Raw genomic sequence first — 18,300 nt, 5'->3', positions numbered from 1 at the left:
GGCGGGATGCAGTTCACGGTGATCGACGTGCCCGAGCGGGAGCGGTTCGAGGCACGGGACGAGACGGGCGTGACGGCCGGGCTGGTCACCTATCAGCTCACCGGCACCATCATCGCCTACACCCACACCGAGGTTGCTCCGGAGTTCGAGGGCCGGGGTGTCGGATCGACCCTGGCCCGCGCGGTGATGGACGACGCTCGGGCGAAACGGCGGACGGTCGTGCCGATCTGCCCCTTCCTCAGTGAGTGGCTGGGCAAGCACCCGGGGTACGACGACATCGTGGTCCGGTCGACGCGCAAGGTGAAGTAGCCCCGACTCGTGCTGTGACACACGGCGCACCGTCGCGGTCCCCCGCCCGGCGGCGTGGTGCCTAGGGTCGGGGCATGAGCGTCGATGAGGTGCGGGACTGGCTCCGCGAGCGCGGAGCCGACCGGATCGACCATCCCGGTGGGAGCCTGTACGCGCACCTGTGTCGGGTGCGGGAGCGCCTCGCCGCTCTCGGCTGCGACGCCGACGTGCAACTGGCGGGCCTGACGCACGCCGTCTACGGCACGGACGGCTTCGACGTGGCACTCCTCGACCGGACCGGCCGGGCCACGCTGCGCGACCTCGTCGGCGACGAGGCGGCGGACCTGGTGTACCGGTACGGGGCGTGCGACCGCCGGCGCACCTGGCGGGGGCTCGCGACGACGGGCGCGGTGTACGACCGGTTCACCGGTCAGGTGACCACGCTGCGGGGCGAGCACCTGCGATCCTTCGTCGACCTGAGCGTCGTCAACGAGCTGGACGTCGTCGAGCAGGATCCCTCCGTCCTCGACACTCACGGGGCGTTCTTCCACGACCTGTTCGCCGCCTGGGCTCCGGCCATGTCGCCACCGGTCGCGAGTGAGGTGACCCGAGTCTTCGGTAGTCGGAGAAGTGGTGCCGCTGGGCAATGATCCACCGACCGCGCCACCGATGGTGTCCAGATCCCGCCAGACGACCAGCGGCCGCCACGGAAGGCTTCGGGATGCCACCACGCGCAACCGCAAGGAGAATCCGTGCTTCCGAAGGTGTCCCCCGCCCTGTCGACAGCGGCCGAGACGTTCGCCGCCCTGCACCGCCCCGGCGACCCGCTGTTGCTGCCCAACGCCTGGGACGTCGGGTCGGCCGTCGCGATCGTCGACGCGGGAGCCAGGGCGATCGCCACGACGAGCGCCGGCGTCGCCTGGTCGCTCGGCGTACCCGACGGCGCCGACCTCGGACCTGACCGCGCCGCGGCGGCGGTCGAGCGCATCGTGGCCGCGGTCGGCGTACCGGTCTCCGCCGACATCGAGGCCGGGTACGGCGCGGAGCCCGACGCCGTCGCGGCGACCGTCACCGCCGTCATCGGCGCGGGCGCCGTCGGCGTGAACCTGGAGGATCGGAGCGGCCACCCGGACGCGCCCCTGTTCACCCCGACCGAACAGGCGGAACGGCTCGCCGCCGCCCGTGCCGCCGCGAGCCGGCTCGGCGTCCGGCTGTGGATCAACGCACGGACCGACATCTTCCTCGCCGGAGTCGGCCCGGCGGAGCGCCGCCTGGACGACGCCCTCGAACGCGCCGAGCGGTACGCCGCGGCGGGCGCGGACAGCCTCTTCGTACCCGGACTGCTCGACCCGACGGCGCTCGCCGAGTTGGCCGCCGGGCCGCTGCCGATCGCCGTTATGGCCGGGGCGGGCGCCCCGCCGGTGGCCGACCTCGCCGCCGCCGGCGTCGCCCGGATCAGTCTCGGTTCCGCGATCGTGCAGGCGGCCTACGCGGTCGCCGCCCGCGCGGCGGCCGAACTGCTGTCGACGGGCACGTACGGGTCGGTCGCCGAGACGGTCGCGTACGGCGAGATGAACACCGCGCTCGCCGCCGGCTCGCGCTGACCCGAAGCCCTCATGGCGCCGCCGGGTGGGGCGACCGGGCACGCCCGGTCGCCCCACCCGGCCGTCCGCGCCCCGCGTTGACCTACGGCCGGATGTCCAGGGCGCCGATCAGACCGTCGCGGATCGTGAACCGGTGCCGCAGCCGGACCGGGCTGCCCGGGAACGTGCCGGTGACCAGCGCCGTCACCACGAAGGTGTCCCCCGCCTCCGCCACGACCTCCTCCGGCACGGCGTCGTAGTCGTACTCGGCCGCGGTCCGCTGACGCCAGGCCCGGATCGCCGCCGGGCCGTCGTGGAGCCCGTCCTCGTCGGCGACGGTCGCGTTGTCGGTGAAACAGGCGACGAAGGCGTCGATGTCGCGTTCGCCGATGACGCGGTAGTAACGGGCGATCACATCGGGAACGGTGGTGGTCATGTGTCTCTCCTCAACTCGCAGTGCGGGAGCACGCCGGTGCGGCGGTGGGCGCCCCGTCAGTCGCCGAGCCGCCCGTCGGCGAGCCGCAGCCACCGGTCCACCCCGATCTCGGCGAGGAACCGCTCGTCGTGGCTGACTACCACGAACGCACCCCGGTACGCCTTGAGGGCGCTCTCGAGTTGCCCCACGCTGACCAGGTCCAGGTTGTTGGTCGGCTCGTCGAGCAGCAGCAGGTGCGGTGCCGGTTGCGCGTACAGCACGCAGGCGAGCGTGGCGCGCAGCAGCTCGCCGCCGGAGAGGGCGCCGACCGGTAGCTGAGCGCGGGCGCCGCGGAACAGGAAGCGGGCCAGCAGGGTCATCCGTTCGGCCTGCGGCCGGTCCGGGGCGTACGCGGCGAGGTTCTCCGCGACGGTGCGGCCGGGGTCGAGCAGGTCGAGGCGCTGGGACAGGTACGCCACCCGTCCCCCGGCCCGGCGCACCGCACCCGACTCCGGGGTGAGGGAACCCTCGACCAGGCGCAGCAGGGTCGACTTGCCGGCGCCGTTGGGGCCGGTGAGAGCGATGCGCTCGGGTCCCCGGACGGTCAGGTCGACGCCGTCGTCGGCGAAGAGCCTCCGGACCTGCATCCGCTCCCCCACGAACAGGGTGCGGCCGGCGGGGACGGTGGTGTCGGGCAGGTCCAGCGTGAGGACGGCGTCGTCGCGGAGGGCGCGGCTGGCCTCGTCGAGGCGGGCCTGAGCCTCGCCGACCCGGTTGGCGTGCGTGTCCTGGGCCCGTCCGGCCGACTCCTGCGCGCTGCGCTTGAGACCGCCGGCGACGATGCGGGGCAGGCCCGCGTTCTTGAGGTTCCGGGCGGCGTTGCTGGCGCGGCGTTCGGCCCGCTCGCGGGCCTGCTGCAGCTCCCGCTTCTCCCGCTTGACCTCCAGCTCGGCGCTGCGGACCGTCCGCTCGGCGGTCGCCCGGGCGGCCTGCGCGGCCTCCTCGTACGCGCTGAAGGTGCCGCCGAAGAACGACACCGACCCCCGGTCGAGCTCGGCGATGCGGTCCATCCGGTCCAGCAGCGCCCGGTCGTGGCTGACCACCAGCAGGCAGCCGGGCCAGTCGTCGAGCGCTGCGTACAGGCGGTGCCGGGCGTCGAGGTCGAGGTTGTTGGTGGGCTCGTCGAGCAGCAGCACGTCGGGCCGCTTCAGCAGTTGCGCGGCGAGGCCGAGGGAGACGACCTGGCCGCCGCTGAGCGTACGCAGGCGACGGTGGAGCGCGACGTCGGCGAGGCCGAGCCGGTCCAGCTCGTGGCGGGTGCGCTCCTCGACGTCCCAGTCGTCGCCGACGGTGGTGAAGTGCTCCTCGGCGGCGTCGCCGGCCTCGATGGCGTGCAGGGCGCGCAGCACGGCGTCGACGCCGAGCACCTCGGCGACGGTCAGCTCACCGTCGAGCGGCAGGGTCTGCGGCAGGTAGCCGAGCACGCCGTCGACGGTGACGGTGCCGCCGGTCGGTGCCAGCTCGCCGGCGATCAGCCGTAGCAGGGTGCTCTTGCCGGCGCCGTTGGGCGCGACGAGGCCGGTGCGGCCGGGTGGCACGGTGACGGACAGGTCCTGGAGGACGGGGGTGTCGTCCGGCCAGGAAAACGACAGGTGGGAACAGACGACGCAGGCGTCGGACATCGGACGGATCCTCGGGGCGAGACGGACGGGCGATGGTCGCCCGGATGACGCCGGGGGGCGGGCGCCGGCGCGCCCGCGGGTGGGGTCACCCGGAGATGTCGTCGTCCCCGATGAGCATGTCGAACTCCTCGATCCGGTCAGCGCCGTCAACCCTAACAGCGCGCCCGGTGATCGCCCACGCCTTTCCGCCGCGTCGGCTGGCCGGCCCCCGGACGGCCGGCCGGCCGACGCGGGCGACGGTCAGCCGAAGTCGGCGGCCGTGAACTCCTTGCGCTCCACCAGCACCAGCCAGTTGCCGGAGTTGTCCCGGGCCACCGCCTCCACCCCGTACGGGCGCTCGGCCGGCTCCTGGAGGAACTCGACGCCCTTGCTCCGCAGCTCGTCGTAGGTCTTGCGGCAGTCGTCGACGCCCATGCCGAGGCCGAACAGCCCGCCCTCGTCCTGCGCGCGGCGGACCGTCTCGGCCAGTTCCGGCGACAGCGGTGGCCCGGGCAGGGTCAGGTGCACCTCCAGCTCGGGCTGGCTGGGGTGCTTGACGGTGCACCAGCGGTACGAGCCGTCGGCCAGGGTGATGTCGGTGTGCTCCTCGAAGCCGAGGACGTCGATGTAGAAGGCCTTGGCGGCGTCGATGTCCTTGACGAAGACGCTGGTGATGGAGACGTGGGTAATCATGGGGCCAGGTTAGGAAGGATCCCCCGGCGGCGGCTTCTCCTCGCTTGCGGACGCGCCGCGCCGTTCCGCCAGCCCCCACATGAAGACGAAGCAGCCCGGGATGTGGGGTGCGCCGGCCCGGGCCCAGCGGCGCTGGAAGTCCCGGGGCGTCTCCCCCACGATCCCCCGGAACCGGCTGCTGAACGAGCCGAGGCTGGCGAAGCCGACCGCGTGGCAGACCTCGGTGACCGTCAGGTTGGTGGCGCGCAGCAGGTCCTGCGCCCGTTCGATGCGCCGGCGGGACAGGTACGCCGCCGGCGACACCCCGTACGTGATCGTGAAGAGGCGCTGGAAGTGGAACCTGCTGAGACCGGCGACCGCCGCCACGGTCGCGAGGTCCAACGGCTCGGTGTAGTGGCGGTCGATGTGGTCACGGGCCCGCCGCAGGTGGACAAGCAGGTCACCCGGGGCGCGGCGGGGCGGTGTACTCATCACCGCCCAGCCTAGGTCCGATCACGCCGCCGGAGCCGGGTGGGCCGGTCGCTCCGCCACACCGCCGACCTGGAGTCGTCACGGCGACACCGTCGGTGGAGCATTCGGGCGAACGGGTACCCGATCCGGGCGGCCGGACGCTAGGGTCCGCCCGTGCACGTCAACACCGAGATCGTCGAGTCGCTCAAGGCGGATCCCGCCGCCGCCGCGCTCCGCCGGTCGCTCGAGCTCTCCTACGGCGATCCGGCCCGGGCGGCGGCGATGGACCGCTTCTACGCCCAGTTCGTCGGCGCCGGTGACCTGGTCATCGACGTCGGCGCCCACGTGGGCGACCGGACCGGCAGCTTCCGCCGCCTGGGCGCACGGGTGGTCGCGGTGGAGCCGCAGCCACTGTGCGCGCGGGCCATCCGGGCCCTCTACGGCGGGGACGACCAGGTCGTCCTGGTCGAGGCGGCGTGCGGCGCGACCACCGGGCTGCTCGAACTCCACGTCAACTCCGCCAACCCCACCGTGTCGACCGCGTCGCCGCAGTTCATCCAGGCGGCGGACGGCGCCGACGGATGGCGGCAGGAGATCTGGGACGCGCGGCTCGACGTGCCGTCCACCACCCTCGACGCCCTCGTCGCGGAGCACGGCGTACCGGCGTTCGTGAAGGTGGACGTGGAGGGCTTCGAGGACGCCGTGCTGGCCGGGCTGACCCGCGTCCTCCCGGCGCTGTCGTTCGAGTTCACCACCATCGAGCGGGCCGTCGCCCGCCGCGCCCTCGACCGCGCCGCCGCGCTCGGCTTCACCCGTTTCAACCTCGCCATCGGCGACACCATGGGGCTGGCCGAACCGTCGTGGATGTCCGCGACCGCGCTGGCGGCGGTCCTGGACGCCCTTCCCCACGCCGCGAACTCCGGCGACGTGTACTGCCTGCCTTGACGTTCTCCCCGCCCTAAAGGACGGGGATTCCCTCCGCGCTGCGCGCGGAACACGCGGCGCCCGGGTGGATTACCGCTTCCCTGCGCACCGCCGGCACGAGTGCCGGTCTTACGTGCGCTCCACGGTCGTTTAGGCTCTCCGCCCGTCCGGCGGCGAGCACGTTGATGGCGGCGTTGACGTCCCGGTCGTGGGCTGCTCCACAGGGGCAGTCCCACGATCGGACATTTAACGCAATCTTCTCGTTGATCCGTCCGCAGTCGGAGCACATCCGGGTGGACGGGAAAAACCGATCTACCCGGGCAAAGGTGCGCCCGTACCGAGCGGCCTTGTACTCCAACATTGCGGTGAAGCTGGCCCAACCGGCATCGTGCACCGATGTGGCGAGCCTCGTCCGGCCGAGACCGACTACGCACAGGTCTTCGACGTACACCGCTTGGTTGTCGCGGATGATCGCCGTGGACAGCTTGTGCTGCCAGTCGCGCCGGGTGTCGGTCACCCGGGCATGCGCCCGCGCGACCTTGACGACGGCCTTCTTCCGGTTCTGACTGCCTCGCTGCTTGCGGGACAGGTCCTGCTGCAACCGCTTGAGCTTCCGTGCGGCGCGGCGCAGGAACTTCGGCGCGGCCACCTTCGTGCCGTCCGACAGCACCGCGAAGTGCGTCAAGCCCAGGTCGACGCCGATCTCCGAGTCCACCTCGGGGAGCGGTTCGTCCGTCGTGGTCACCACGAACGAGGCGAAGTACCTCCCGGCCGCGTCCTTCACGAGCGTCACGCTGGACGGGTCGGCCGGCAGCTCGCGGGACCAGCGGACGTCCAGGTCGCCAATCTTCGGCAGCCGGAGCCGACCGTTGTCCAGCACCTTGAACCGGGCGTTGGCGGTGAACCGGATCGCCTGCCGGTTGTCCTTGCGCGACCGAAACCGCGGCGGCGCCACCTTGCGACCCTTGCGCTTGCCGGTGACCGAGGCGAAGAAGTTGCGGTACGCGGTGTTCAGGTCGGCCAACGCCTGCTGCAAGACGACCGCAGAGACCTCGCCCAGCCACGCCCGCTGCGGCGTCGTCTTGGCCTGGGTAATGACCTGCTTGGACAAATCCCCGTCCGAGACGTATGGCAGGCCCTCGGCTCGCGCCTCCTGCCGTACGCGCAGCGCGTCGTTGAACACCACCCGAGCACAGCCGAACGACCGCGCCAGCGCCTCGCGCTGGGCTGCGTCCGGGTACACCCGGTAGTTGTAACGAAGCTGCACGATCGCACCGTACCGTTGGTTTATGGCTGATCTCGAACGGAGCACTGACGCGCACTCTGGTAGCGGTCACGTAGCGGGCTCGGGCTGGGCGGGCACCGGCGGGCGGGCGACCGGCGCCGCGTCGTAGCCGGCGGCCTGGAGGGTGAACAGGTCGGCGTACCGGCCGCCGGCGGCGATCAGCTCGTCGTGCGTGCCGGACTCGACCAGGGCGCCCTCGTGCAGGACGAAGATGCGGTCGGCGTGGCGGACGTTGGCCAGCCGGTGCGTGATGAGGATCGTCGTCGCCCGACCGTGCCGGTCCCGGATGGCCTGGAAGAGGGCGTCCTCGGCGCGCGGGTCGAGGGCCGAGGACGGCTCGTCCATGATCAGCAGGTCGGCGTCGCGGAGGAACCCGCGGGCGGCCGTGATCCGCTGCCACTGCCCACCGGAGAGGTCCTGCCCCTTGGCGAACGTGCGGTCGAGCAGCGTCTCGTACCCGTACGGCAGGCCTTTGATCATCTCGTGGGCGGCCGCGCGGGCGGCGGCGGACTCGATCCGGTCCTGACGCGCCTCGCGGTCGACGTCGCCGACGGCGATGTTGGTGGCGGCGGTGAACGGCCACCTGTGGTACTCCTGCGTGACGACCGCGATGCGCGCGCGGACCCGCGCGAGGTCCCACTCCGCGACGGGGCGGCCGTTCCACTCCACGGCGCCGCCCGTGGGGGTCCGCAGGGTGGCGATCATCGCGGCGAGGGTGGTCTTGCCGGACCCGTTCTCCCCGACGAACGCGACCGTCTGCCCGGCGCGGATGGCGAGGGTGACGCCGTCGACGGCGGGCGTGTCCCGCTCCGGGTAGTGCAGGGTCACCCCCCGGACGGCGACCTCGCGCAGCGGGCCCGGGGCCGGCCGCGGCGTGCCGGCCGGGTCCGGCAGGTACGCGGCGGCGCGCGCCATGAAGCCGGTGTAGTCGCCGAAGTGCTGGCCCTCGGTGTAGACGGCGTCGATCTGGAAGGTGACCGTGCTGAGCGACCGTTGCGCGGCCTGGACGGCGATCACGCAGGTCGCCGCCGCGGCGAGCGGGATCTGCCCCTCGATCAGCAGGAGCCCCAGCAGAACGTAGACGACGGCGGTGGCCAGGCCGCCGACCAGCGCGCCGACGGCGGTGGTCGTGGTGACCCGGCGGGCCAGGGCGAGCTGGATGCCGGTCTCGGTGTCCATGACCCGGTCGTACTGGTCGAGCAGGAACTGGCGCAGCCCGTACGACCGCAGCTCCGGCGCGGACGCCCGCTCGGCCATCAACCGGTGCAGGATCCACAGGCGACGGCGGCGGACCGAGCCGGCGATGTACGTCCGGTACCGCAGGTGCCCGGCGCGCAGCGCCGCCCACGCGTTGGGCACCGTCGCGACCAGCAGCGCGACGAGCAGCAGCGGGTGGATGACCAGCACCGCTACCGCCACCGCGAGCAGCCCCACCAGGCCGGCGATCAGGTTCATCGAGGACTGCACGAGCGAGATCGCCGAGTCGGTGCCCCGGGTGGCACGCTCCATGTCGTCGGCGAACGCGTCGGCGTCGAACGCGTCCAGCCGTACCGCGGTGGTGACCTCGAAGAGGCCACGCTCGACCTCCCGGTCGACCCGGGGCGTGAGGCCGTTGACCGCGTACCCGGTGGCGATGCCCAGGCCGGCGCGGATCCCGGTCACGGCGGCCAGGACGGCGAGCGCCGGCAGCGCGGCGAGCACCTTGTCCGCGGTCGGGCCGCCGGCGAACAGTTCCACCAGCGCCCGTTGCGTGGCGAGCAGCCCGCCGGCGGCCATCGCGCCGGCCCCGATCGTCGCGACGGCCACCACCGACGTGCGGAGCCGGTCGGCCCGCCAGCTGATCGCCACGGCCTGGGCGACCAGCCGTGGCAGCTCGGCGAACACGGCGAACAGCCCCGCCTCGGCGCGGGCTCGCACGCCGGTCTCCCACCACATCGTGCGCAGCTCCGGCAGCACGGACTCGGGCTGGCTCACGGCGGGACGGTCGCGGGTGGACGATGACACGGGCGCCTCCTCCTCGTGATGGAAACATCACCGATGGTGGCAGGAGGATGCGTCAAACCCGTGCCGGAGGAAGGCGGTTCGCACCGCCTGTCGGATGCCGGTCAGCAGGCGGACAGCGGTGCGCCGGCACTACCCGTGGCAACGTCCGTCACCTGGCCCCCGTGCGGCCGGTCCGCTTGCTTCCGAACGACTCCATGGTGGTCGCCTTCCGTGCCGGCGCCTTCTTCCGCGCCGCCGTCGTCGCCGGCGCCTTCTTCGCCGTGGCCTTCGTCGCGGGCGTCCGCTTCGCCGGCGGCGCCGTCCTCGCCGTGGCCTTCGTCCCGGGCGCCTTCTTCGCGACGGCCTTGGTCGCCTTCCTGGCCACCGCCGCCTTCTCGGTCGGCCGGCGGGTCGGGGCGGCCGTGGCCGAGGTGGCCTTCGTCCGCGCGACGCGGGTCGTGGTCGGGGTCGGCTTCTCACCCGCGGACTTGGCCGCGGTCGCTCCGGTGGCGCGCTTGGTGGCGGTCGCGACCTTCTTGGCCGCCGCCCTCCGACTCATCGGGGCCTTCTTCGCCCCGGTGGCCTTCCTGGCCCCGGTCGGCCTGCTGCCCGCCGGGCTCGCGCTCCTGCCGTCGGCCATCCTCACTCCTCCTCGGCGACTCGCCCGCCACGTCGGCGCCCCGCCGGCAGCCGGGCGCTACGAAACGGCGTCCCACCGACGGTCGCGTCCGCCCGGTCTTCCCGCCGGCCAGGTGGGCAAACGTCACCGGCCGGCATCCCGGGTCCCGTCGGCGGCCCTCGGCCCGGCCCGACGCTCATGGTGCGATTCCGGACGGATTGACACGCACGGTCGTACGGACTGCACTGGTGGTGACGGTGGGCGCCGGCCGCGGATCTGCCGGTGACGCCGCGGGAGACACCGGAGGCGATCATGGACGTCTCGCCTGCCCGACGGCCGCAGGACGCGCAGACGGTACGCCGGCTCCGGCTCGGCATCGGCGTCGTCGGCGTCCTCCTGCCAATCCTGCTGGTCGTCGGCCATTCGCTGGTCAGCGGCCGGTTCGCGCTCCTCAGCTCGCTCAGCGCGTACTACTACACCGAGCTGCGGGACGTCTTCGTCGGCAGTCTGTGCGCGATCGGCGTCTTCCTGATCTCCTACCGGCACCGGAGGCTCGACGACCTGCTCAGCACCGTCGCCGGCGGGCTGGCGATCGCGGTCGCCCTGTTCCCGGCCGCGACGCAGCAACCCGGTTCGGCGATCACCTCGAACGACGTGCTCGTCGGCCGGGTGCACCAGGTCGCGGCCGCGGCGCTCTTCGTCATCCTGGCGATCTTCTGCATCGTGCTGTTCCCCCGCCGCGATCCGCGTGAGGCGCACGGCCGGGTGCGCCGCGGCCTGTACCACGCCTGCGGCGGCCTCATCCTCTGCGCGATCGCGGTCGCCGTGGCGAGCAACGCGCTTCCGGACCCGACCCGGGACGCGCTCCGGCCGCTGTTCTGGTGCGAGGTGGTCGCCGTACTCGCGTTCGGTGTCGCGTGGTTCGCCAAGGGCGAGGCGTTGTTCGGCGCCGACGGTCAGTAGGTACCGGCGGCACCGACCCGCGCGGCCACCCGCTCGTGCAGCGCGGCCAGCCCGGGGCTGACCGTGGCGGTGAGCGGCTCCGGCTCCGCCAGCCGCCGCGCCGGCCCGGGAAGCCAGGCCAGGTCGGCGTCGAAGCGTTCCCGCGCGGCGCGGACCGCGGCGGCCGGGTCGGCGGCGTCGAGCCGGCGCCCGCCGCGCATGACCGGTACCAGCAGCGGCTCGCGCCCCGGCGGTGGCGGCTCCTCGCGCAGCCCGACGATGTCCCCGCCGGCGCCGGCGCGGTCCCGGAAGACCTGCTTGGCGGCCGGGAGGGTGGCCTTCCCCGGCGACAACTTGAGCACCGGCCGGTCGCCGTAGGCGACCAGCTTGTAGGCGCTGTCCAGGGACGGGGCGTCGTAGGAGACCCCCATCTTCGTGCCGACGCCGTACGCGTCGATCGGCGCGCCGGCGGCGACCAGTCCCGCGATGACGTCCTCGTCGAGGCTGCCGCTGGCCACGATCTGCACCTGGGCCAGCCCCGCCGCGTCGAGGATCGCGCGGGCCTCGCGGGCGAGGGCGGCGAGGTCTCCCGAGTCCAGCCGGACGCCGAGCGGCCCGGTCAGGCCCAGCTCCGTGATGACGTCGACGGCGGCCCGCACCCCGGCGGGCGTGTCGTAGGTGTCGACGAGGAAGATCGGGTTGACCGGGAAGTCCGCGGCGAAGGCCCGGAACGCCGCCCGCTCGTCGGGGAACGCCTCGACGTACGAGTGGGCCATCGTGCCGGACGGTCGCAGCCCGTACCGGCGGGCGGCCTCGACGTGGCTGGTCGCGGCGAAGCCGGCGATCGCGGACGCCCGCGCCACGCCGGCACCCGCCTCCACCCCGTGGGTACGGCGGAACGCGAAGTCGACCAGCTGCGCGCCGCCGGCGGCGAGACGGCAGCGGGCCGCCTTGCTGGCCACCGTGGTCTGGAAGGTGACCACGTTCAGCAGGCCCGTCTCGACCAGCTGCGCCTCGGCGATCGGCGCCGTCACCTCGAGCAGCGGCTCGTCGGCGAACACCACCCGCCCCTCCGGCACGGCCCACACGTCACCGGTGAACCGCAGCACCGACAGCGCCGCCAGGGTCGGGGTGTCGAACCCGACGACGTCGCGCAGGTACGCCACGTCGTCGTCGTCGAACGCGAACGTCTCCAGGAACGTCAGCGCCTCGTCGAGCCCGGCGGCGACCAGGAAGCCCCGCCGGTGCGGCAGCCGGCGGGCGAAGAGGCTGAACGTGGCCCGGTCCGTCATGTCCCGGCGCACGTAGCTGGCGGCCATGCGCAGCTCGTACAGGTCGGTCAGCAGCCCGGTCATGTCACCTCCTCGCCCGCCGCCGTGCGGGGCGGCCCGGAACGCGTCACGCCCCCACTGTGGTGGACCCGGCGCCGGCGTGTACCGGAAACGCCACATCCACCGGGGCCCGGCGGGCTGGCTCACCGGGTGGGCAGGTCCGCCGGGGCGGTGCGTAACGGACGGGCCTGGCCGGGCGCTCTTCGCGGGTGTAGACAGAGAACTGATCATGACGGTGTGCCGCGCGCCCCGTCGACGGTGGAGGGCGGGGGGAGGGCCAGGTGCAGGGCGAGCTGCAACGGATCGTCGACGCCGTCGCCGCCCACGCCGGCCGCCCGGCGCTGATCGAGGACCGGCGGCAGCGGGTCGTGGTCTACAGCGAGCAGACCGGGCTGATGGACGAGGTCCGGCGGGCGTCCATCCTCCGCCGGCAGACCACGCCGGAGGTGATCGCCTGGCTCCGCGAGTTCGGCATCGCCGACGCCCGGACGCCGGTGCGTACCCCGGCCCACCCCGGGCTGGACCTGCTGCCCCGCCTCTGCGTGCCGGTGCGCCACGACGACCTGCTCCTCGGCTTCGTCTGGTTCATCGACCCCGACGGCACCATGGCCGACGTCGACCTGGCGGCGACGGGGCTGCTCAAGGAGCTGTCCCTCGCGCTGTACCGGGAGAACCTGCTCGGCGAGCTGGCCGCGCAGAGCGAGACCGAGGCGGCGCGGACGCTGCTCGCCGACAGCCCGGAGACCCGTGACCAGGCGGTCCGGACGCTGCTGGAAGCGGGCATGATCGCCGCGGACGGCCCGACCGCCGCGCTCGTCGCCCGGCTCGTCGCGCCCCGGGAGCGGCAGCCGGACGAGCGGGCCCGGATCGCGCTGGAGCAGTCGCTGGTGGCCGCCCGGCGGCGGGCCGGCATCCGCGAGGCGCTGCACCTGGTCCGCCACGACCACGGGGTGTTGCTGCTGCCCGCCGAGCCGGCCGCCGGACGGCCCACGCCGGAGGCCGCGGCCCGGCACCTCGACGACGACCTGCGGCAGGTCACCCGCGCCCTCGGCTCGGTCGAACGGACCGTGGTCGGCGTCGGCCGGACCCGGCCGCGCCTCGTCGACGCGGTCGAGTCGTACGCCGAGGCGCTGCACGCCGCGCGGGTCGGCGCGCGGCTGCCGGCGCTCGGCCGCGTGGTCCCCTGGTCGGGCCTGGGCGTCTACCGGGTGCTGGCCCGGATCGACGAGCACCACCTCGACGTGGCGGACGTCCATCCCGGACTGGCCCGGCTGCTGGACGCTCCGGGCAACCAGGCGCTGCTCGCGACGCTGGAGCGGTACCTGGACCTGGCCGGCAACGCCCACGCCACGGCGGCGCAGCTCCGGCTGCACCGCACGACGCTGTACTACCGGCTGCAACGCATCGAGGAGCTCGCCGGCACCGACCTCAAGGACGGGGGCGAGCGGCTCTGCCTGCACCTGGCGCTGAAGCTGGCGCGGCTGACCGGTCACGACCGGCCGGCGGAGTGAGCGGGCGGATGCGACAGGCGTAGCAACTCGGATCCGAGATCTTCGACAGGTGCCCGATGACCCCGGGTCGGCGGGGTTCGTAGGTTCGGCGGAACCCGAAGGACAGGGGGTGGTGCGGTGGCCGGGCGGTGGCTCGGGCGGTACCTGGTGCCCGCCCTCGTCGCGGCGCTGTTCGCCGCCCCGCTGTGGTTCATGGTGGTCGGCTCCCTGCGGCCCGCCGGCTCCCCACCGCCCCGCACGCTGGAGCTGTGGCCGGCCGAGCCCACGACGGCCGCGTACGAGCGCCTGCCGGAACTGGTCCCGCTGTTCCGCTACCTGGCGAATTCCGCGCTGGTCGTGGCGCTGGCCGTCCCGCTGACCGTGCTGGTCGCGTCGCTGACCGGCTTCGGGTTGCGGCTGCTGCCCCGCCCGGCCCGCCGGCGGGCGCTGCTCGGGCTGCTGGTGCTGCTGCTGGTGCCGGTCACCGCCGTGTGGGCCACCCGCTTCGAGCTGTTCCGGCTGGCCGGGGTGGTCGACACGTACCTGCCGCTGCTGGCCCCGGCGTTGCTCGCCGTCAGCCCGTTCCTGGTCCTGCTGTACGCGTGGAGCTTCGGCGGCGTACCGGACAGCCAGTTGCACGCCGCCCGCCTGGAAGGCGCCGGATGGCTCACCATCTGGCGGCGGCTGGCGCTGCCGCAGGTCAAGCCCGCGACCCTCGCCGTGGCGGTGCTCGCCTTCACCTTCCACTGGGCCAACTTCATCGACCCGCTGCTGTACCTGACCAGCGGCGACCGTTACACGTGGCCGCTCGGGCTGCGGTTCCTGCTGCTGCTCAACCCCACCGACTGGCCGCTGCTGATGGCCGGCTGCGTGGTCGCGACCGCGCCGTGCGTGCTGGTGTTCCTGCTGGCACAGCGGATCCTGCTGTCCGACGACCCCCTCGCCGCACTCCGAGCGAAAGGACGCCGATGACCCCCAGCTGGCGACGCGCGTGCGCGGCCCTGGCCTCCGTACTGCTGATCGGCAGCGGGTGCACCTCCGGCGCCGCCGAGGACCGGGCCGGCATCACCGTGGTGCTGTTCGGCGACGCCGAGGAGGTCGCCGGTTACCGCACCCTGGTCGCCGGCTTCACCGCGGCCAACCCGGACGTCGACGTGACCCTCTCCCCCGTGGCCACCCAGGACGAGCTGATGGCGCGGCTCACCACGTCGTTCGCGGGCGGCCGGCCGCCGGACGTCTTCCTGCTGAACTACCGCCGGTACGGGCAGTTCGCCGCGCAGGGCGCGATCGAGCCGGTGCAGTCCTACCTGGACGCCAGCAGCGCGATCAAGGAGAGCGACTTCAGCCCGCGGGCCCTGGACGCGTTCCGGTTCGACGGCAGGGCGCTCACCTGCCTGCCGCAGAACCTGTCCTCGCTGGTCGTCTACTGGAACGCCGACCTGTTCCGGGCCGCCGGCGTCCCGGCGCCGGCCGCCGGCTGGACGTGGGACGACCTCCTCGCCGCCGCGAAGGCGCTCACCCGCGACGGCCGGTACGGGGTGGGCGTCGAGCCGTCGATCGCCCGGCTCGCACCCTTCGTCTGGTCCAACCGGGGTGAACTGGTCGACGACCCGACCCGGCCGACCGCGCTGACCCTGCGCGGCGACCCGGCCACCCGGAAGGCCGTGGACTGGTTCCTCGACCTGCAACTGCGACACCGGGTCGTGCCGCCGGACGCCGAGGAGCAGAGCGAGTCCAGCGAGGCGCGTTTCCTGCGCGGCACCCTCGGCATGTACCTGAGCAGCCGGGTCGCCGTGCCGACCCTGCGCACCATCGACGGCTTCACCTGGGACGCGGCGCCGCTGCCGGTCGCCCCCGGCGGCGTACCGGCGTCCATCCTGCACAGCGACGCGTACTGCATGAGCGCCGGCCTGCCGGACCACCGTCCGGCGTGGCGGTTCATCGAGTACGCGATGGGCGCCGCCGGGCAGCGCACGCTCGCCGAGTCCGGCCGGACCGTCCCGTCCCGACTCGACGTCGCCGGCTCCCCCGCGTTCCTCGACCCGGCGAAGCCGCCGCGGTCGTCGCGGGTCTACCTCGACGCCGAGCCGCACCTGCGGGCCACCCCGCGCACCGCCACCTGGGCCCGCGTCGAGAAGGAGGCGGACGTGCTGCTGGAGGAGGTGTTCTACGGCCGGGTCGACCGGGAGGAGGGGCTGCGCCGGCTGGAGACGACCGTCCGCCCGTTGTTCACCCTGCCGGTGAGCAAGTGAGCGGGCTACGTGGCGTCATCCGGCTGGAGGGGCTGACCCGCTCGTACGGGCGGACCACCGCCGTCGACGGCGTCGACCTGGAGGTGCGGGCCGGGGAACTGGTCACCCTCGTCGGGCCGTCCGGGTCGGGTAAGTCGACGATCCTGCGGCTGATCGCCGGCCTGGACCGGCCGGACGGCGGCCGGGTCCTGGTCGACGGCGTGGACGTGGCCGGGGTGCCGCCGCACCGGCGGGCGGTGGCGATGGTCTTCCAGGACTACGCGCTCTTCCCGCACCTCACCGTCCACGGCAACCTGACGTTCGGGCCGCGCGTCCGCCGGGTACCGCGCGCCGAGGCCGACCGGCGGGCCCGCGCCGCCGCCGAGCGGCTCGGCATCGGCGACCTGCTGGACCGCTACCCCGACCAGATGTCCGGCGGGCAGCGGCAGCGGGTCGCGCTGGCCCGGGCGCTGCTGCGCGACCCCAGCGTCTACCTGCTCGACGAGCCCCTCGCGAGCCTGGACGCGCCGCTGCGCTTCGCCACCCGCGCCGACCTGCTCGCCCTGCACCGGGAACTGCGCACGACCACCGTCCACGTCACGCACGACCAGCACGAGGCGATGACCCTCGGCGACCGGGTGGTCGTCCTCGCCGACGGGCGCGTCCGGCAGGTGGGCCCACCCCAGCAGGTGTACGACGAGCCGGCCGACACGTTCGTCGCCGGGTTCCTCGGCAGCCCGCCGATGAACCTGGTGAGCGGCGGCGGTGTGCTCGGCGGCGACCCGGGCCTGACGCTCGGCGTACGTCCGGAGGACCTCACGCTCGACGGCGACGGACCGGTGGTCGCGACCGTCGAGGCGGTCGAGGCGCTGGGCAGCGAGGCGATCCTGCTGACCCGCTGCCCGGACGGCACCCGGCTCACCGTCCGCACCGGCCCCCGCCCGGGCGTCGCCCCCGGCGACGAGGTGCGGCTGCGCGCCGACCGGCTGCACCGGTTCGACGCGGCCACCGGGCGGCGCCGGTGAGCCGCCCCCGGCCACCGCTGACCGGCTGGGCGTTCCTCGCCCCGTACGCGGTCGCGGTGGCCCTGCTGGTCGCGGTGCCGGCGCTGCTCAACGTGGGGTACGCGGTCACCGACCACACCGGGTTGACCCGCGACCCACGGTTCGTGGGGCTGGCCAACGTACGGCGGATGCTCGACGACGGGTTCCTGCTCGACAGCCTGCGCGCCTCGCTGGTCCACGTGGCGCTCGCGGTGCCGGTGCGGTTCCTCGCCGCGGTGGGGCTCGGTCTGCTGCTCGCCGCCCCGCGCCCCGGCGGCCGCTGGTTCCGCACCGCCGTCTACCTGCCCACGGTCATCCCCGACGTGGCGCTCGCGGTGCTGTTCCTGTGGGTGCTCAACCCGCTGTACGGTCCGCTCAACCAGGTGCTCGGCCTGTTCGGGCATCCCGGCTTCACCTGGCTCGCCGACCCGACCACCGCCCGGGTGGGCGTGGTGCTGATGCTGGCGTTCCCGATCGGCGAGGGGTTCGTCGTGGTCCTCGCCGCCCGCCGGCTGCTCGACGGCCGGCTGTACGAGGCGGCGGCCCTGGAGGGGTGCGGGCCGTTCGGGCAGCTGCGCCGGATCACCCTGCCGCTGCTGGCGCCGGTGCTGCTGCTGCTGGCCGTCCGGGACACCGTCCTCACGTTGCAGGTGAACTTCGTGCCGGCGTACGTGCTCACCGACGGCCGGCCCGCCAACGCCACCCTCTACCTGCCCGTCTACATCTTCGACCAGGTCTTCGAGTTCTCCGGATTCGCGTACGGCTCGCTGCTCACCATCCTGCTGACGCTGGTCACCGCCGTGATCATCACCGGCCTGCTGCTCGCCGTCCGGCGGTGGCGGGTGCTGCGCTGACCGTGACATCCTTGCTGCCCATGAGACTCCGGGCCCTCGGTGCCGTCGCCGTCCTCGCCGTGCTGGCCGGATGCGGCGGCACGGCGGAGGCGCCGGCCGGTGGCAACCGGGACCTGCTGGCCAACCTGCCGAGTTGCGACCGGGTGCCGCTGGACCAGGAGCCGGAGGTGGCCGCGGACGTGCCCGGCCTCGTCCTGCCCGACGGGGCCCGGGTGACCAGCGTGGTCGTGCAGGGCGCGCTGACCAGCGTGGAAGCCACCGTCCGGATGTCCCCGCTGGACGTCCGCGCCCACTACGAACAGCGCACCGACGTCGACCTGCTGCGCATCGAGGACGAGATCTTCGAGACCGAGGTCCTCGCGCGGGCACGCGACCGGCGCATGTACCTGCGGGCCACCGCCCTCTGCGCCGACGGCACCACGCTCACCGCGATGGTCGCCCCGGACTCCGACGACGCGGGCCTCCCCGAGTTCCGCACCGGCTGACGGCCTCGACACCTGTCCTAACC

Annotated in this window: 19 protein-coding genes; 11 read left to right on the top strand and 8 right to left on the bottom strand. The window is 73.8% G+C overall.

Annotated features, from left to right (window positions below; genetic code table 11):
- Nucleotides 1-6 precede the first annotated feature (6 nt).
- The 3 genes from ACN26Y_RS21260 (at nt 7) to ACN26Y_RS21250 (ending at nt 1,892) form a co-directional block, all read left to right on the top strand.
- On the top strand, nt 7-309 hold the full coding sequence (locus tag ACN26Y_RS21260) for a GNAT family N-acetyltransferase (RefSeq protein WP_155331981.1): 303 nt from the start codon (nt 7-9) through the stop codon (nt 307-309).
- A 74-nt stretch (nt 310-383) separates the two neighbouring features.
- The gene (locus ACN26Y_RS21255) at nt 384-938 is read left to right on the top strand and encodes a DUF6817 domain-containing protein (RefSeq protein WP_422733356.1); all 555 of its coding nucleotides are present in this window, start codon (nt 384-386) and stop codon (nt 936-938) included.
- A gap of 102 nt (nt 939-1,040) precedes the next feature.
- Entirely contained in the window at nt 1,041-1,892 is an 852-nt protein-coding gene (locus tag ACN26Y_RS21250; protein WP_422733355.1) for an isocitrate lyase/PEP mutase family protein, read from the top strand.
- Between the two features lie 82 nt (nt 1,893-1,974).
- On the opposite strand, the gene ACN26Y_RS21245 is transcribed toward ACN26Y_RS21250, so the two are convergent.
- From ACN26Y_RS21245 to ACN26Y_RS21230, 4 genes are all read right to left on the bottom strand, one after another.
- On the bottom strand, nt 1,975-2,307 hold the full coding sequence (locus ACN26Y_RS21245; protein ID WP_422733354.1) for a nuclear transport factor 2 family protein: 333 nt from the start codon (nt 2,305-2,307) through the stop codon (nt 1,975-1,977).
- Nucleotides 2,308-2,363: 56 nt separating this feature from the next.
- Nucleotides 2,364-3,968 (bottom strand): ABC-F family ATP-binding cassette domain-containing protein, encoded by a 1,605-nt coding sequence (locus ACN26Y_RS21240; RefSeq protein WP_155331977.1) that lies wholly within the window; start codon nt 3,966-3,968, stop codon nt 2,364-2,366.
- Nucleotides 3,969-4,208: 240 nt separating this feature from the next.
- Nucleotides 4,209-4,640 (bottom strand): VOC family protein, encoded by a 432-nt coding sequence (locus ACN26Y_RS21235; RefSeq protein ID WP_155331976.1) that lies wholly within the window; start codon nt 4,638-4,640, stop codon nt 4,209-4,211.
- A 9-nt stretch (nt 4,641-4,649) separates the two neighbouring features.
- Nucleotides 4,650-5,111 carry a helix-turn-helix domain-containing protein gene (locus ACN26Y_RS21230; protein ID WP_155331975.1) on the bottom strand — a complete coding sequence of 154 codons (462 nt, stop codon included), beginning with the start codon at nt 5,109-5,111 and terminating at the stop codon, nt 4,650-4,652.
- 153 nt (nt 5,112-5,264) lie between these two features.
- Here ACN26Y_RS21230 and ACN26Y_RS21225 point away from each other — a divergent pair, with 153 nt between their 5' ends.
- Entirely contained in the window at nt 5,265-6,035 is a 771-nt protein-coding gene (locus ACN26Y_RS21225; protein ID WP_155331974.1) for an FkbM family methyltransferase, read from the top strand.
- A 13-nt stretch (nt 6,036-6,048) separates the two neighbouring features.
- Here ACN26Y_RS21225 and ACN26Y_RS21220 read toward each other — a convergent pair whose 3' ends face one another.
- From ACN26Y_RS21220 to ACN26Y_RS21210, 3 genes are all read right to left on the bottom strand, one after another.
- Nucleotides 6,049-7,281, bottom strand: a complete 1,233-nt coding sequence (locus ACN26Y_RS21220; RefSeq protein ID WP_155331973.1) for an RNA-guided endonuclease InsQ/TnpB family protein — start codon at nt 7,279-7,281, stop codon at nt 6,049-6,051.
- Nucleotides 7,282-7,347: 66 nt separating this feature from the next.
- A complete protein-coding gene (locus ACN26Y_RS21215) occupies nt 7,348-9,234 on the bottom strand; it encodes an ABC transporter ATP-binding protein (protein WP_422734961.1) in 1,887 nt (628 codons plus the stop codon).
- 217 nt (nt 9,235-9,451) lie between these two features.
- On the bottom strand, nt 9,452-9,841 hold the full coding sequence (locus ACN26Y_RS21210; RefSeq protein WP_422733353.1) for a hypothetical protein: 390 nt from the start codon (nt 9,839-9,841) through the stop codon (nt 9,452-9,454).
- 372 nt (nt 9,842-10,213) lie between these two features.
- On the opposite strand from ACN26Y_RS21210, the gene ACN26Y_RS21205 reads away from it, so the two are divergent.
- Nucleotides 10,214-10,864 carry a DUF998 domain-containing protein gene (locus ACN26Y_RS21205; protein ID WP_422733352.1) on the top strand — a complete coding sequence of 217 codons (651 nt, stop codon included), beginning with the start codon at nt 10,214-10,216 and terminating at the stop codon, nt 10,862-10,864.
- Here the strand turns inward: ACN26Y_RS21205 and ACN26Y_RS21200 are convergent.
- Entirely contained in the window at nt 10,858-12,198 is a 1,341-nt protein-coding gene (locus tag ACN26Y_RS21200) for a nicotinate phosphoribosyltransferase (RefSeq protein ID WP_155331970.1), read from the bottom strand. The two genes, ACN26Y_RS21205 and ACN26Y_RS21200, sit on opposite strands and share 7 nt — an antisense overlap.
- A gap of 257 nt (nt 12,199-12,455) precedes the next feature.
- Here ACN26Y_RS21200 and ACN26Y_RS21195 point away from each other — a divergent pair, with 257 nt between their 5' ends.
- The 6 genes from ACN26Y_RS21195 to ACN26Y_RS21170 all read left to right on the top strand — a co-directional run bounded on the left by ACN26Y_RS21195 (nt 12,456) and on the right by ACN26Y_RS21170 (nt 18,277).
- Nucleotides 12,456-13,685: a PucR family transcriptional regulator gene (locus ACN26Y_RS21195; RefSeq protein ID WP_155331969.1), complete on the top strand. Its 1,230-nt coding sequence runs from the start codon at nt 12,456-12,458 to the stop codon at nt 13,683-13,685.
- 117 nt (nt 13,686-13,802) lie between these two features.
- Nucleotides 13,803-14,636, top strand: coding sequence for a carbohydrate ABC transporter permease (locus ACN26Y_RS21190; protein WP_155331968.1), 834 nt, complete (start codon nt 13,803-13,805; stop codon nt 14,634-14,636).
- On the top strand, nt 14,633-15,916 hold the full coding sequence (locus ACN26Y_RS21185) for an ABC transporter substrate-binding protein (protein WP_422733351.1): 1,284 nt from the start codon (nt 14,633-14,635) through the stop codon (nt 15,914-15,916). The genes ACN26Y_RS21190 and ACN26Y_RS21185 overlap by 4 nt, the downstream gene beginning before the upstream one ends.
- On the top strand, nt 15,913-16,920 hold the full coding sequence (locus ACN26Y_RS21180) for an ABC transporter ATP-binding protein (RefSeq protein WP_422733350.1): 1,008 nt from the start codon (nt 15,913-15,915) through the stop codon (nt 16,918-16,920). Before ACN26Y_RS21185 ends, ACN26Y_RS21180 begins: the two co-directional genes overlap by 4 nt.
- Nucleotides 16,917-17,792: a carbohydrate ABC transporter permease gene (locus tag ACN26Y_RS21175; RefSeq protein ID WP_155331965.1), complete on the top strand. Its 876-nt coding sequence runs from the start codon at nt 16,917-16,919 to the stop codon at nt 17,790-17,792. The genes ACN26Y_RS21180 and ACN26Y_RS21175 overlap by 4 nt, the downstream gene beginning before the upstream one ends.
- Before the next feature lie 20 nt (nt 17,793-17,812).
- Entirely contained in the window at nt 17,813-18,277 is a 465-nt protein-coding gene (locus tag ACN26Y_RS21170) for a hypothetical protein (protein WP_366603100.1), read from the top strand.
- Nucleotides 18,278-18,300: the final 23 nt, after the last annotated feature.

Source organism: Micromonospora sp. WMMD558 (assembly GCF_049315255.1).
Taxonomy (GTDB): domain Bacteria; phylum Actinomycetota; class Actinomycetes; order Mycobacteriales; family Micromonosporaceae; genus Micromonospora.
This window is presented reverse-complemented; position numbering and strand designations above follow the sequence as displayed.